Source organism: Lacinutrix sp. MEBiC02595 (assembly GCF_053601555.1).
On record NZ_JBSHNU010000180.1, the window covers coordinates 64,597 to 80,428 of the forward strand.

The 15,832-nt window shown below is 31.2% G+C and carries 9 protein-coding genes; 8 read left to right on the top strand and 1 reads right to left on the bottom strand.

Annotated features, from left to right (window positions below; all coding sequences use genetic code 11):
• Nucleotides 1-374: 374 nt before the first annotated feature.
• Nucleotides 375-515 (bottom strand): aldehyde dehydrogenase family protein, encoded by a 141-nt coding sequence (locus ACVCZW_RS04065; RefSeq protein WP_452229198.1) that lies wholly within the window; start codon nt 513-515, stop codon nt 375-377.
• A gap of 169 nt (nt 516-684) precedes the next feature.
• Here ACVCZW_RS04065 and ACVCZW_RS04070 point away from each other — a divergent pair, with 169 nt between their 5' ends.
• The 8 genes from ACVCZW_RS04070 (at nt 685) to ACVCZW_RS04105 (ending at nt 15,794) form a co-directional block, all read left to right on the top strand.
• Nucleotides 685-1,575: an aldo/keto reductase gene (locus ACVCZW_RS04070; protein ID WP_452229132.1), complete on the top strand. Its 891-nt coding sequence runs from the start codon at nt 685-687 to the stop codon at nt 1,573-1,575.
• A gap of 206 nt (nt 1,576-1,781) precedes the next feature.
• Nucleotides 1,782-5,903, top strand: coding sequence for a hybrid sensor histidine kinase/response regulator transcription factor (locus ACVCZW_RS04075; protein ID WP_452229131.1), 4,122 nt, complete (start codon nt 1,782-1,784; stop codon nt 5,901-5,903).
• 122 nt (nt 5,904-6,025) lie between these two features.
• Nucleotides 6,026-6,775 (top strand): T9SS type A sorting domain-containing protein, encoded by a 750-nt coding sequence (locus ACVCZW_RS04080; RefSeq protein WP_452229130.1) that lies wholly within the window; start codon nt 6,026-6,028, stop codon nt 6,773-6,775.
• A gap of 197 nt (nt 6,776-6,972) precedes the next feature.
• Complete coding sequence (locus ACVCZW_RS04085; protein ID WP_203458113.1) at nt 6,973-9,813, top strand: PQQ-binding-like beta-propeller repeat protein; 2,841 nt, start codon at nt 6,973-6,975, stop codon at nt 9,811-9,813.
• 183 nt (nt 9,814-9,996) lie between these two features.
• Nucleotides 9,997-11,469 (top strand): sulfatase family protein, encoded by a 1,473-nt coding sequence (locus ACVCZW_RS04090; protein WP_452229129.1) that lies wholly within the window; start codon nt 9,997-9,999, stop codon nt 11,467-11,469.
• 75 nt (nt 11,470-11,544) lie between these two features.
• Entirely contained in the window at nt 11,545-13,359 is a 1,815-nt protein-coding gene (locus ACVCZW_RS04095; protein ID WP_452229128.1) for an alpha-1,3-galactosidase-related protein, read from the top strand.
• A 3-nt stretch (nt 13,360-13,362) separates the two neighbouring features.
• On the top strand, nt 13,363-14,259 hold the full coding sequence (locus ACVCZW_RS04100; protein WP_055445667.1) for a sialate O-acetylesterase: 897 nt from the start codon (nt 13,363-13,365) through the stop codon (nt 14,257-14,259).
• Between the two features lie 5 nt (nt 14,260-14,264).
• Nucleotides 14,265-15,794 carry a sulfatase gene (locus tag ACVCZW_RS04105; RefSeq protein WP_055445668.1) on the top strand — a complete coding sequence of 510 codons (1,530 nt, stop codon included), beginning with the start codon at nt 14,265-14,267 and terminating at the stop codon, nt 15,792-15,794.
• Nucleotides 15,795-15,832: the final 38 nt, after the last annotated feature.

Genomic DNA, 15,832 nt, shown 5'->3' on the forward strand with positions numbered 1-15,832 from the left:
GATTCCCTAATAATAATAATAATAATAATAATAATAATAATAATAATAATAATTATTTAGATTGGAAATTATGGTAAACCGATTTATAATTATTTAAATTCTTAATCAAGATTTTACTTAAAAAATAATAAACCCGTAACATTGCGCTTACGGGTTTATTTTGCAGAGAATACGGATTGTATTTTTTGTTTTGCACAAAATGCCAAAGTAAACTTCGCCTTTTTTATAAAACAAAAAAACCATGACTTTCGTTATGGTTTTCCTTTTGCGGAGAATGATGGACCAACCATAATTGCCGATTTATTAATGTTTATAGGTGTTTTGAGGACTTCCAAAATGTAGTGATCCCGAATTAGCCCCTTTTTAAGAATTATTTAACAACAATCAGCAGCTAAAGCAGGCCCTAATTTAAAACCAACATTAAGTATTGGAAAATTCCAAGCAAGGTATGCAACAGCAACACCTGCTGGTTTAGAAATCATTTTGTGAGTATGCGTATTCTCATAATCAGGAATTTGCTCTTATCGCAAGTTTTTTATAGCATTTGGATACCATTCTAAACCATTTACAATTCCTTCAATATCTTCTAGAACTCCTGAGTACGTTAACAAAAAGAGAAAACTATTTAATATAGATAAGGATAATAGCGAAAAAAATGATGTTAGTGCTACTCATCTTGAAGTTTTGAAAAAGCTAGTAGCTGCTGCTCAGGCTTGGAGCAAAACTCATATTCAACCAAAATGGTGGCACAATAAAAAAACAGGAGACATTTTAAAATGTGCATTCGATTTAGGAATAACACATTTCGATTTAGCCAATAATTACGGACCACCTTATGGTTCAGCAGAAAAGAATTTTGGCAAGATTTTTAAAAAAGATTTTAAAAGGTATAGAGATGAGTTGTTTATTTCTACAAAGGCAGGCTACGATATGTGGCTTGGGCCATACGGGAATTGTGGTTCTAGAAAATATTTAATATCAAGTTTAGACCAAAGTCTTAAACGTATGAAGTTGGATTATGTAGATGTGTTTTATCATCACAGACCAGATCCAAACACACCTTTAGAAGAAACAATGGGGGCTTTGGCAGATATTGTCAGGCAAGAGAAAGCGCTTTATGTAGGGATTTCTAATTATAAACCTGAAGAGACTAAAATAGCTTCAAAATTATTAAAAGATTTAAAAGTGCCTTTTATTGTAAATCAAGTACGTTCTTCTATTTTAGAAGGTTGGGTTGAAGACGGTTTATTAGAGACGTTAATACAAGAAGCATTAGGTTGTATTGCTTTTTCACCTTTGGCTCAAGGTATGCTTACAGATAAAAATATTAATGGTGTTCCTCCTAATTCTAGAGCAGCAAAAGAAAGCAGGCATTTAGACATTAATAAAGTAAATGCGACTATCGATAAAGTAAAAGCATTAAACACTATTGCAGAAGCAAGAGATCAAAAATTATCGCAAATGGCAATTTCATGGTTGTTAAATAAACCTGAGATTACCTCCGTTCTTATTAGAGCTAGCTCTACTAATCAGTTAAAAGAAAATGTAAAAGCATTAGATAATATTAATTTTTAGGTAGGAGAAATAAATAAGATTGAAGCTATTCGTAAAGGTTGATTTTTTTTGTTTTTATATTCTGAAATGAGCTCTTGTTATAAAAAAAACATGCAGTTATTGGTTGGTTTTATTAGTAGATTAGTTTTGTAATAGTTATTTTTAGCAATTAAGTTATTTTAATTATAAATAACTTTGTACTATTCTTGTAAATCTGGAAAAGTTATATGCTAAAAAAACATTGTTTATTATTTGTCTTGTTGATCTGCGTTGTTTTTGGTGTAACGTCTCAAAATCATGAGCTTAATTATCATCAAAAACTAACAATAACCGAAGGTTTGGCTCATAATGGAGTAACTTCAATGTTAGAAGATTCTAAAGGTTTTTTATGGTTTGGTACTTACGAGGGTATTAATAAGTATGATGGTTACGAGCTAAAAACAATTAAGAACACTGTAGATAATAATATTCTAACAAGTAATAGAGTAAGAGCATTAAATCAAGACGCACAAAATAATATTTGGATCGGAACAGATGAAGGCGTTACAATTTATGAATATGATCTAGATAATTATAGAAAACTTACATCTCACGCATTAAGTAAGGCTGGTTTTCAATCTTTAAAAATTAGAGATATAATCATTAATAAGACTAATGGTTTAAGTATTTGTGTAACAGAAAGTAATGGCTTGTTTGTTTTTAATAGCAAGGATTACACATTTATAGGTCATTATGTTCCAGAACAGAAAAGTGATTTTACTTTTTTTAAAGGCTTGCAAGTTGATAAATCTAATTATTTAATTAGTACTTCACAAGGTTTACTGGTTTTTGATTTTGAAGCCAAAACATTTAAAAATATTTTAGAGAAAGACATTACTTATAGTAATTCTATTACAAAACTTGATGATAATTCTTTTCTTATTACACTTTTTGATGGTGTCGCTATTATTGAAAAAAATAAGAATTCTAAAGATAAATCATTCCGTTTAAAACGTAAAGATTTAAGTGACTACCAGTTTAATAGTGCTGTTGTAGATACAAAAAACAACTTGTGGTTAGGTACTTTAAATAAAGGTTTAATTTCTATTGAAGATGTTGAGAATTTTAAATCTCAGGACAATTTTAATATAAAAACTTTTAATGACGGTTTACCTATTTTAAGAGCTAGTAGTCTAATGTCAACTTCAAATAATAATTGTTGGTTTTCAACTTTTAATGAAGGTGTATATAGGTTTGATACCAATAAAAATCCGTTTTGTAATTTTCGTACTAACTCTAGTTTTACTACTAGTTTAGGTTCAGCTAGCGTGACTCATATTACTTCAATCGATAAAAATAGAGTCTATTTAACTTCTTCTCTTGGAGGTTTAACGATATTAAACACCCAAAGTAATACGTTTGAAAGGCTCCCATTTCAAATTTCTAAAACCGATTTGTCTTTAATATCAGCAGTATATGTTGATTCTAAAGAAAATGTATGGTTAAGGTTTAGAGATGAAAATGGATTAAGACGAATTACTAATGGAAGCAAGACTATAGAAAAAGTAGAGGGTATTGTTTTTAGCAACAACACTAATTTTGCATTACGATCATTTACTGAAGATAAATTTGGAAATATATGGATTGCATCTAATACTAATGTCTATAAAATTGTTTTAAAGGCCAATAATGCATTAAAAACGTTTGAAAAATTAAGTGATAATAAATTTTTTAAAGGTGAAACAACTCTAATTACTAGACGTGTTTATGCAGATCCTGTTTATGATTTTGTTTGGGTAGGCTCACAGTCTAAAGGTTTAATTAAAATAGAAAATAATAAAGGCGTATCAGTAAAAGCGTCTAATATAGAGTCTTTTACACATAATAGATTAAATGAAAATTCTATTTCTAGTAACTTTGTAACTTCAATAATAAGATTACCTAATAACGACTTATGGATAGGTACAGAAGGCGGTGGGATTTGTAAAGTGTTAAATTCTAATACAACACCAACTTTTATTTCGTTTACAGAAAAAAATGGATTGTCTAATAATGTTGTAAAAAGCATACTTTACGACAATAATTATAACTTGTGGGTCGCTACAAATATTGGCTTAAACTTATTTAATACTCAAAAAAGAGAATTTAGAAAATTCAATAATTCTGACGGTTTAGCTTTCGAAGATTTTTGGTATGCTTCTAGTCGTCAAGAAAATAGTATGTTATTGTTGTCTGGTCTTGATGGGATTATTAGCTTTAATCCAAACGATGTTCCAAATGCAGAAGCACTTCCGAAGATAACATTCGAAAATTTTAAAATTTTCAATAAAAAAATTATACCGGGAGATACTATTAATAAAAGAGTGCTGCTCTCTAAAAGTATTTCTGAAGTTGATAAAATCACCCTAAAGCATAACGAAAATGTGTTTTCTGTAGATTTTACAAGTTTACATTTTTTAAATCCAAAAAACCATGGTATAAAGTACCGATTACTCCCTTTTAACGAGCAATGGATAGAGGTGCCATCAAACCAAAAAACAATCTCTTATAACGGTTTACAACCTGGTTCGTATAAATTAAGCGTCATGGCTTCTAATTCTTTAAACGATTGGACTGAACCCAAAACCTTAAATATTGAGATTAAACCATCAAAATGGAATACTAATTTAGCTTATTTGGTTTATGCTTTTTTAGGATTACTTGCGGCATATACTATTGTTCGCGTTATTGTTAAAATTCAAAGCTTAAATCATAAGGTAGAAATAGAACAATTTGAAAAAGATAAAGTAGAAGAAGTTAATGAAGCCAAATTAAGGTTTTTTGCAAATATTTCACACGAAATTAAAACACCATTAACGCTAATTTCAAGACCATTAGATGTACTTAAGAAATCTTTTAGAAATAATCCAGATGCAAATGAAAAGTTAGATTTAATAACAAGACAGTCTAAAAAAATACAACAATTAATAGAGCAGGTTCAAGATTTTAGAAAAGCAGATGCAAATATGCTTAAAATGCACTATTCGCGATTTAATTTTGATACTTTTATTAAAGATATAATTGTAGATTTTAAGTTTTTGGCAGATAATGATAGTAAACAAATAGAGTTTATTGGTGACGACTCTATAATTATCGTTTCGGCAGATAAAGAGAAGTTAGAGAAAGTGTTTAATAATCTACTTAATAATGCTTTCAAGTATACAAGTACAGACGATTTAATAAAAGTAGAGTACACTAAAGAAAACGACAAAGACTTAATTTTAAAAGTTACAGACACAGGTAAAGGAATAGATAGCGCAGATCTGGCACATATTTTCGAACGTTTTTATCAATCGCAAAATAAGGATAATACACATATTAGTGGTTCTGGAATTGGTTTAGCATTCTCAAAGCGATTAGTAGAAATGCATTACGGTTTTATTACTGCGGAGAGTATTAAAAACGAAGGAACAACTATCACTGTTCGATTACCAATTGTAAAAAAGCATTTACCTACAGATGTTCTAAATGAAATTGATTTACCAAAAGAAAAAGAGGTATCTGTAAGTTCTAAGCTTATTCAAAAAAATACAGCGTTAGATATTGTTACTTCTGGCGAATTTAAAAAGTCTGTTATTTTTTATGCTGAAGATAATTTAGAAATGAGAAACTTTGTTTCTAATTTACTCGCTAATTATTTTGAAGTAAAGTCTTTTAGAAACGGTAAAGAATGTTTTGAAGCCATGGAAGACGAGTGGCCAGATATTGTAATTAGCGATGTGCAAATGCCAGAAATGAACGGCTTAGACTTGTGTTTAAGAATTAAATCAGATTTAAAAACAAGTCATATTCCTGTTATTCTATTAACTGCGCTTACAAATATAGAAGACCATCTTCAAGGCATTAGAGATGGTGCAGATGCTTATATTAAAAAACCGTTTAATGTACAGCATTTAATTACTAATGTAGAAGCATTATTAACCATTAGAAAGCAACTTAGAGAGCGTTATCAAGTTGGTATTCCATTAACCAAAGAGAATAATAAGAACAACAGAAATGATAATGCGTTTTTAGAAAAACTCTATAGTTTAATTGAAGAAAACTTAGATAATCAAGAATTCGATTTAAATAATCTTGCTAGGGAATTATATCTTAATCGTACACACTTTTATCAAAAAGTAAAAGTGCTAACAAATCAAACACCTTTCGAGTTGTTAAAAATATATAGACTTAAAAAAGCCGCAGATCTTTTAGCTCAAAAAGGATTATCTGTAAACGAAGTATTTACAATGACGGGTTTTAAAAGCAGAACACATTTTACTAAAGTTTTTAAGGAGAAGTACGAAACATCTCCCGGAAAGTATGCCTCAGAGTCAAAGAAAAATTACTAATTAACTTTGCTTATAGTTGTATAAATTTACTCATAAAGACAAACAATTAACCATAAGGAACATGTTTTTTGTTATTCATAAATACATTTGATTTAATTAAAAACTATATTAAAACAAATATTATGAAAACAACTTTACTTAAAAAAACATTTATGGCATTAGCGCTTGTAGTTTGTACTACATCTTTTGCTCAAATTGATTACACATTCGATACTGACGATGAAGGTTTTTCAGTAAACGGTCCAGGTAGTTCATCAAGTCACTCGGCAACTACAGGTATTTTAACAGCAACAACAGGCAGTGGAGGAAGTAACTTGCAGCTTAGAAAAAGTGCTAATGATATTGGTAATCCAACTACTTTAACAACTGTTCTTCTTGATTTTAAAAACAACTCTAATGCTAACAGTTTAGTACTTCAAACGGTATCTGGAGGTGTAACTACTATAGAAACAATAGCTATTACTGCTGCAGACATAGCTGAACAATCTTACCAAATTGATGTTCCTGCAGGAAGCACAACATGGATTGGAAGTTTTCAATTAAGATTACGTTTTGTAAATACAGCTGGTAATCTAGATGGTGGATCAATAGAGGTTAACCGAATTCAGATTGTAGACCCTAGTACTTTAAGTATAGAAGAAAACACATTAAGTGCATTTAACTTGTACCCAAATCCAGTAAAAAACATATTAAACATTTCTACTAATAATACTATTAGCAATGTAGCTGTTTACGATTTACTTGGTAAAGAAGTAATATCTTCTAATACAGTTAAAAATACTTTAGATGTATCTACACTATCTAATGGTGTTTATGTTATTAAATTGACATCTAATAAAGGAGTTGCAACAAAGAGATTTGTTAAAGAGTAAATTTCTTTAAATATTATGTTTTATTAAAAAGACCGCTTATTAGCGGTCTTTTTGTTGTTTTTAGTCTAGAATTATTCACAAAGACATTATATTTATTTCAGCATACATTAATCGCAATTTGTAATAAGATATTTACAGTAATAAACCATATGTTCAATTCATAAATAATAACAACACGAATGATAAAATCCTGCAACATGAAAACATTAAAACATTTCTGTTTCATTGTAATTTCACTTACGCTAATTAATTGTTCTTCTGCACAAGATAGCAAGCAAATAGCAAAAAATCCAGAACAAGGTTTACTTAGCATTGAAACTGGTTTAACAATTACCAAAGTAAGAACTGCAGTAAACAAAAATCAAACCTATATAGCAGCAACTAGTTATGAAGGAACTATTGTAGCAGTAAGTTATAGTGGAAATATTTTATGGAAAAACAAACTATCTGGTTATATGAACCATGATATTTGGGCAGCAGATATTAATAATGATGGTAACGATGAAATTTTAGCAGCCAATGCAGATGGTTCTGTGTACTGCTTAGATAACAAAGGTGATTTACTTTGGCAATTTAAACAGAATGACGCACCAATGTATTCAGTATGTGTTGTTAATAAAGACAACAAAGCGTATGTGGTTTGTGGTGGTTTCGATAATAGTTTTTACTACGTATCTCCAAAAGGAGAATTGGTAAACGAAATAGCTTCAAAAACATATTCTATAGAAAAACCATTTGGTAATTCACATAAAGAATTACCTCCATCTGGTTTACATGTTGCCAATTTTTTAAGACCAGGAAAGCTTAATGGAAAAGACATTTTAATTGTTAATGGTGTTCAAAATAGTATGAATGGCGATGGATCAATCTATTTATTTAACCCTTTAGACAAGTTGCCTTTTGAAACTGTTAGTGTAAAAAAACGTGGACCTTATGGAGACTTAAGAGTTGTTGATGCTAATGCAGATGGTAGTAGTGAAATTTTATTAGGACGTACTGGAGCTAAAGCTAAAGGAATGACGTTCCGTATTATGGATATAAAAGCCCCTAATAATCAAAGCGTTCAAGATTTAAGTAAAGCTAAAGATAAAGAATCTTTGAAAAGAGGCATGTATCGTGTTATACAACCAGAAGTTATAGATAACAACGGTAAACCAGCTTATATGGCTTTATTTGGAAGTAATATAGTTCTCTCTAATATTGGAGAACCGCAAGGTAATGCGGAAGTAATACCAACACGATTTTCTTTTAATGATATGTTTAAAGATCCTAATGCTAACAAAGTAATATTGGCTAGTGCACAAAGTGGAGGTAGTGCTGTTCATATTATTGATTTTGATAATAACGATTGGAAAAGCGATTATAAAAAATTGAATCCACCAGGTAAAATACAGGAGATTCTATCTAATTCTGCAGATATCAAACAAAATTTAAAAAGCTTTAAAAAACCTTCATATCAAAAAGAATCTGCTCCAGTATATTTCATGTCAGAAAATAGAAAAAAGCAAGGTGTTGGAGCAAAAATTGATAAAATTGAGGCTAAATATAATAATCCAATTTTCTTAACGGGAGGAAACTTTGATAAAGAAAAATGGGATCGTTCTTCAATGACAAGTGAGAAATATAGAAATAAGCGTGACCGCAGAATGAAATATATTTTATCTCAAGATGAAGTGTTAGAGATTATTAAGAAAAAGCATCAAAAATCTAATGGTAAAGGTATTTCATATTGGGGAGGACACGGTAACGATCCATTTATGTATCAAGTAGAAACTACTAAAAAAGGTATGGATTTTGCCAATGGAAATAAAACAGTATTAATTTACCCAGAAGTTGTTGATGCTTCAGAGGAATTTAAATATGTTATGAATGAAATGTATTGGCCTTTAGCAAATCATGCTAAGACCAGAAATGGTAATTTGTACATGCGTAACAAGCATTTGTTTTGGCAAGCAGATGTTTACATGCCAATGTGGAAGCCTTTAGTTTCTGGTAAATATGCAAACGTATTTGTGCCAGCAATGGAGGAAACAACAGATAAGTCTATGGAGCTAAGTTTTACTTCAAGACTAGGACTTTGGGCTAGTGGATCTGTAGATAGTTGGGGTGTACGTGGAGCTAGAGATAATACTAGTTTTGATCGTTTACGTCAGCATTCTAACCAAACGTTGCCAAACCATTTTTTAAGAACCATGGTATATTCTATTGCCAGTGGTGCACAGTATATCGATAACTTTCCAGTAGATCAAGAGTATATGAGTTTACTTTGGGATTTAATAGCCGAAGGTGCATTATACGTTCCAGAACGTTCTGATATTTTAAGTTTTTCGCCTGTACATTTAAGTATTAATAATCCTAATGAAGAGTACGTAACAAGCTCAAGCAATGTAAAATGGTTAACGTTTTTTAAAAAGGAAGGAGATAATTTAGATGACTTTGCATTTAGTAGATTAAATGGGACTTGGCCAGGTGCACCTTTAACCGAATGGGATTTTTCAAGGTATGCTGCAGGAGCAAAGGAGAGACGCTTAAATTTTATTCCGAAGTATAATAATGGTATGGTATTAATAACACCACCTCAAAACGGCGTTTTTGCAGACAAAGAAGCAGTTAGAAAACCTTTAGTAGAAAATATACATCCTTGGTATAAAAATATTATGAAAGAATACCATACAGATGGTAAAAACTATATGTCACCAGATGGTAAAACCACTTACAAACCAAGTGAGTATTATAAGGTTATTGAAGAGGATATTATAAATAGCGCATCTAAACTACCATTATCAGTTTCTGGAAACGTAGGTTGGGTTGTAGCACAAACAGGACCTAAACATTTACGATTAACTATTGTAGAGAATGGATACATTAATCCTAATGCAGAGACAGCTACAGTTAAAATTAATAACATTAAAGTAGTAAAGATTAAAGATATTTTGAATAATGAAGAATTTAAAGTAAATACAGATTCTGAAATCAAAATTGAGATCCCTTTAGGTGGTTTTCGTTTTATTGATATTGAGCTTGAAAAGGAATTATAATGGATTCGTATGGATAGATACATTTTATGTATTAGTAAATACAAATGTCACCTAATGTTTTACTTAATTTATTGAACATTTTAAATACTAATGAATTAGTCTAAATAGATTCAGCATTAAAGCCGAAATAACATTACGCTATTCCGGCTTTTTATTTCATTAGAAATCTCTTAAAACAACCAAATGAAAACATATAGTTTCAAAATAATTCTACTTGCAATAATTATCAGTTTCAATAGCTGTGATACCAAGCAAAAGGAAGTAGCTGTAAATAACACGAACAATAGAGATCAACCAAACATTATCCTTTTTGTATCAGACGACCACGGGACGGATGCATTAGGAGCTTATGGAAATCCTATAATCAAAACACCAAACTTAGATAAGTTAGCTGCAGAAGGCACCAAATTTACAAACGCGTATTGCACCAGCGCAAGTTGTGCTGCTAGTCGTTCTGTTATTCTCTCTGGTCAGTTTGGTCATGCTACAGGTTCTTATGGGCATGTACACGATTATCATCATTTTAGTACTTATGATAGTATTAAATCACTTCCCGTATTACTTAGTAAAGCTGGTTATGAAACAGCTCGAATTGGAAAATATCATGTTGCACCAGAAAAAGTATATCATTTTAATCAAGTATTAGAGGCAGATCCAAGAAACACCGTTGAAATGGCAGAACAATGTGCAGATGTGCTAAACTCAGACAAACCATTCTTCCTATATTTCTGTACAGACGATCCACATAGAGGTCAGCCATTTACTCCCGATCCTTGGGATGCGCCAAACAGTTTTGGAAACAAAAAAGAAGGCTATAAAGATGTTGAAACTATTACTTATAAACCTGAAGATGTTTTAGTACCAGCATTTTTACCAGACACCAAACAAACACGAGAAGAAATTGCAGAATACTACCAAAGTGTATCGCGTATAGATCAAGGTTTTGGAAAATTAATGCAAATGTTAAAAGACACTGGTAAAGCAGAAAATACAATCGTATTTTATATTTCTGATAACGGAATGGCATTTCCTGGAGCAAAAACTACAGTGCACGAACCAGGAATTAAATTACCATGTATTATAAAAGACCCAACTAAAGATGCTAAGGGAATTACTAGTGACGCTATGATTTCTTGGGTAGATTTAACACCAACCATTCTAGATATGGCTAAGGTCGATTTTGAGCCAAATAAATTTCACGGAAATTCTTTTAACGATGTTATAGGAAAAGAAAAAGTTGAAGGTTGGGACGAAATTTATGCCTCACACACATTTCACGAAATTACCATGTATTATCCAATGCGTGCTGTAAGAAGTGATAATTATAAACTTATTTGGAACATAGCTTACCAACTAGAATACCCATTTGCATCAGATTTATGGGCATCGTCTACATGGCAAGCTATTTACAGAAATGACATCGAGTATTTTGGACCTAAAAAAGTAAAAGATTATTTATTCAGACCAGAGTTTGAGTTATACGATTTAAGTAAAGATCCAAACGAATCTAATAATCTAGCAACAAATGAAGCTTTTAAAGAGGTGTTAGAAACTATGCAAACCAAAATGAAAGCCTTTCAAACCAAAACTAAAGATCCTTGGATGATTATGTGGAGTCATGATGCATCCTTACAAGGAAGTGGAGTGAATTTATAAGTTTATTTTTCCTGACAGGTTTCCAAAACCTGTAAGGTATTTTAGAAAAAAAATAGTTTATCGTTAAAATATAATATGAAAAAAATTAAACATATCAGTCTACTTATCATTTTCAGTCTATTAATGTCATGTAATTCAAACGCTACGGAAATTATTGACATAGTTCATTCTGAAGGAGACATGACAATGACAATTCGAGAAGCTATTAAAAACGCCAAAGAAAAAGATATCAAACTTGTTTTCGAAAAAGGCACTTACACCTTCAAAACAGATTACGCTATTGGTAAGTACATGTATGTTACAAATCATAGTAATGGGTTCAAAAAAATAATTTTCAATTTTGATGGATTTAACTCTGTTGAAATTGAAGGAAATGGGTCAGAATTTATTTTTAATGGACAAGCCATGCCTTTCGATTTTGAGGAGTGTAATAAAATTAGAGTTAGCAATATTGTTATAGATTGGGATATTCCTTTCAGTTTTCAAGGTGATATTATTGAAATTAATAAAGCCGAAGAATGGTTCGATTTAAAACCATATACCGAAGGATTTTCTTGGGAACTAAAAAAAGGTAAAATTACATTTCCAAATATTAATGGTTTTAGCTATTCAGAATTAGGAAGCACATTATCACACAATAAAGAAACCAAAGCAGTCGATTATGGTGCTTGGGACATGTCTCTACATCCAGATTCTGTTGAAAAACAACCAAACGGATTATTGCGTTTTTACGTTAAAGGAATAAAACATTATCCTCGCGTAGGTTCTGTTTTACAATCTAAAGGTGATCATGATAATAATAGATACGCACCTGCATTTTTAACCAGAAATTCAAAAGACATTGTATTTGATAAAGTAATAATTCATCACGCTTTAGGAATGGGTTTTTTGTTTGAAAGATCGGAAAACATTAAAATCATAAACTCTGGAATTTATATAAGAGAAGGTTCAGACCGAATGATATCTGCAACTGCAGATGCTACACATTTTGCCAATTGTAAAGGTGATATTTTAATAGAAAATTGCCGAATAGAAGGTATGTACGACGATGGTACAAACGTCCATGGAACCTATGTAGCAGTAGATAAAATTATCGATAGTAAAACGGTGAGAGTTGCATTAAAGCACAAACAGCAAAAGGGATTTCAGTTTGCAGGAGTTAATGATGAGGTTTGGTTTATTAAACAACCAAATCCGCAACGAAGAGAAACCAATTCTGTAACAAAAGTTAAAGTTATTAATGATGATTATACAGATTTAACCTTTACTTCCAAAATCCCAACAGATTTGAAAGTAGGAGATATTTTAGAAAATAAAACATGGAATCCAAACTTTACAATGCGCGGAAATACCATTAGGGATCATAGGGCAAGAAATATTATTATTAAAACACCAAAGAAAATAATTATTGAAGACAATGATTTGTCATCAATGATGTCTTCAATTATGTTACGAGGAGAAACTTTTTTTTGGTACGAGTCTGGTAATGTCGAAGATGTGCTAATTAGAAATAATAGATTTATCCATTGCGCTTATGGTGGCGCAGAACATGCCATTTTAAAAGTGTCACCAAGACTAGGCAAAACCTTTGATGATTCTGTGCTTTACGATAGAAATATAATCTTTGAAAACAACACCATTGAAACTTTCGATAACCGAATTATTTGGGCAGATAGAGTAGATGGATTAATAGTGAGAAACAATACTATTAAACAAACCTTTACTGAAAAACAACAATATCCTGATGCGTTTATGTTCGATTTAATTAATTGTAATAATGTCGAAATTAGTAATAATACATACGAAGGTAATTCCAAAAATGTATTGAAAGCAGATGCGGTTTCACAAAAGACATTAAAGTTTAATAGCAATAAAGGATTAAAAAAATAAACGATGAAAAAATATATTTTCATTTTTGTAATGGTATTCATTTTTACAGGATGTAAAACAAAGAATGTTGAAACTAAAACTGAGGATAAAAAAGAGGTGCAAGTCGTTTTATTAGCAGGACAATCAAACATGCAAGGTGCAGGAGATTTTGATCAATTAGATCCTTCAGAAATTAAAAGAATTGAAAAGATTTCAAGTCGAGTTTCACTAAGTTTTAATGGTGGTAAGGCAAAACCATTATCTTATTATGATAATAAACCATCAGAAAAATATGAGTTTACAAAACGCTTTGGGCCAGAAATTTTTATAGGTTTAACCTTAGCTGAAAATAATCCTGACCAAGAATTCTTATTAATAAAATGTTCACAAGGCGGAACGGCTTTATATGGCGCTTGGAATCCTAATTGGACAGCCGAAAAAGCAAAAGCTGTTGAAAAACCAAAGAAACAAAATATTAAGCTTTATAATATGCATATTCAAGATGTTAGGGCCAATCTAAAAGCATTAGAAACTCAAAATAAAACCTATAAAATTATTGGTTTGGCTTGGATGCAAGGTGAAAACGATGCGGCTAAAGAGATTAGCGCAACAACCTATGAAGCAAATCTAAAACTATTAGCCCAAAGTTATAGAGATGAATTTGGTGTCGAAAATATGCCATTTGTTATCGGACAAATTAACTCTAGATATGGTAAGTTTAAAAAACTAGGGCCTGCAATGGTAAGAAAAGCAATGGAGGATGTTGTTAATTTAGATGCAAACGCAGACATTATTAAAACAACGACAGATGCTAATTGGAGCGATTATCCAAAACATACAGATAATGTGCATTACAATGCAGAAGGACAAAGACGCTTGGGAATCGCATTTGGAGAGAAATTAATTATTTTAAACAAATAGATAAAATGAAAAAGGGTTTACTACTTGTAATAATTATTGCTTTTTTCTCGTGTAAAACGGAAAAATCTTCTAATGTTGAAACTTTTAAAAAACCAAATATTGTTTTCGTTTTAGTAGACGATTTGGGTTATGCAGATGTCGGATTTAACGGTTCTAAATATTTTCAAACACCAAATTTGGATGCCCTTGCTAAAGAAAGTTTAGTTTTAGATAATGCCTACATGTATCCAACTTGTTCTCCATCTCGAACTGCAATTTTTACAGGAAAACAATCGTTTAGAACAGGCGTTTATACCGTTCCGGTTTTAGAAAAAGGAACAGCCGAAGAAAATATTTTTTCACGATGGACAGTCGGAAAAGAACATCCAATCTATGCAGAACCTTTAGCAGAAGCTGGTTATAAATCTATTCATATTGGAAAATATCATATCGTTGGCCCATATCCTGAAAAAGAATTAGCCATGCCGTTTCCGTTTCAACAAAAACTAACACAACCAGAACCAGGAGATTATTCTTGGGTAGAAACACATAAAAAACCGGAAATTGCTCAATATTATCCAGAAGGACGTGGTTTTATAAAAAATGTTGGAGGTACTTTTAGAGGTGATCCAGGTTTTGAGGAAGGTGGTTACAAAAGTGTTGCTGGTGGTTATTGGGCACCTTTTAGTAATCCATTTATAAGAGAAAAGGCAAATGATGATTGGTTAACAGACCGATTAACAGACGAGGCTATTGACTTTATGAAATCGCATAAAACCGAACCGTTTTTAATCAACTTAAATTATTACGCAGTCCACAGAGCCATTAGGTCTAGAAGTGACGCTTTGTACGAGAAATATAAAAACAAACCTGTCGATTCTGTTTTAGGTCAAGGTATTGGTAGAAATGCTAAACTAAGAGATTTAGCCATAAAATATGCTACAATGGTGGAGTCTGTTGATGATAATATAAAACGTGTATTAGATTTTTTAGATGAAAGTGGTCTAAGAGAAAATACTATTATCATTTTCACATCAGATAATGGTTACCACAGGATGGCAAGTGCAAACAAGCAATTAAGAGGTGCAAAAGGCGATATTTACGAAGGTGGAATAAAAGTACCTATGTTAGTGAACTGGCCTGAAAAAGTAACACCAAGACGAAGTGATGTTGCGGTAACTGCTTTAGATATTTTTCCAACGTTAATGGATTTATCTAAAACGGAAGATTACGATAGTTCTGAATTAGATGGAGCTTCAATAATACCATTATTTAAAAGTGATGATAAATCACTTAACGAAAGACCATTATTTTGGCATTTGGCAAGTCGTTATAAACACGGAACCTGTTCTGTAATACGAAAAGGAGATTATAAATTAATTCAATTTTTAACTGATGGAAAATTAGAATTATACAATTTGAAAAATGATGCTTCAGAAAGTAAAAACCTTTCAGAAATGGAGTTAGGAAAATCTAAAGTATTGCTGTCGGAATTAGTAGCATGGCGAAAAGCAAATAACGTGCCTTTACCACCAAATTCTGTTTTAGAGTTTTAAATTAAACCAATTTTAGAATTATAAGTCAAAAGAACATA

Coding starts and splice junctions, on each gene's coding strand:
- ACVCZW_RS04075 (WP_452229131.1), top strand. CDS start 1,782: ATGCTAAAAAAACATTGTTTATTATTTGTCTTGTTGATCTGCGTTGTT.
- ACVCZW_RS04080 (WP_452229130.1), top strand. CDS start 6,026: ATGAAAACAACTTTACTTAAAAAAACATTTATGGCATTAGCGCTTGTA.
- ACVCZW_RS04085 (WP_203458113.1), top strand. CDS start 6,973: ATGAAAACATTAAAACATTTCTGTTTCATTGTAATTTCACTTACGCTA.
- ACVCZW_RS04090 (WP_452229129.1), top strand. CDS start 9,997: ATGAAAACATATAGTTTCAAAATAATTCTACTTGCAATAATTATCAGT.
- ACVCZW_RS04095 (WP_452229128.1), top strand. CDS start 11,545: ATGAAAAAAATTAAACATATCAGTCTACTTATCATTTTCAGTCTATTA.
- ACVCZW_RS04100 (WP_055445667.1), top strand. CDS start 13,363: ATGAAAAAATATATTTTCATTTTTGTAATGGTATTCATTTTTACAGGA.
- ACVCZW_RS04105 (WP_055445668.1), top strand. CDS start 14,265: ATGAAAAAGGGTTTACTACTTGTAATAATTATTGCTTTTTTCTCGTGT.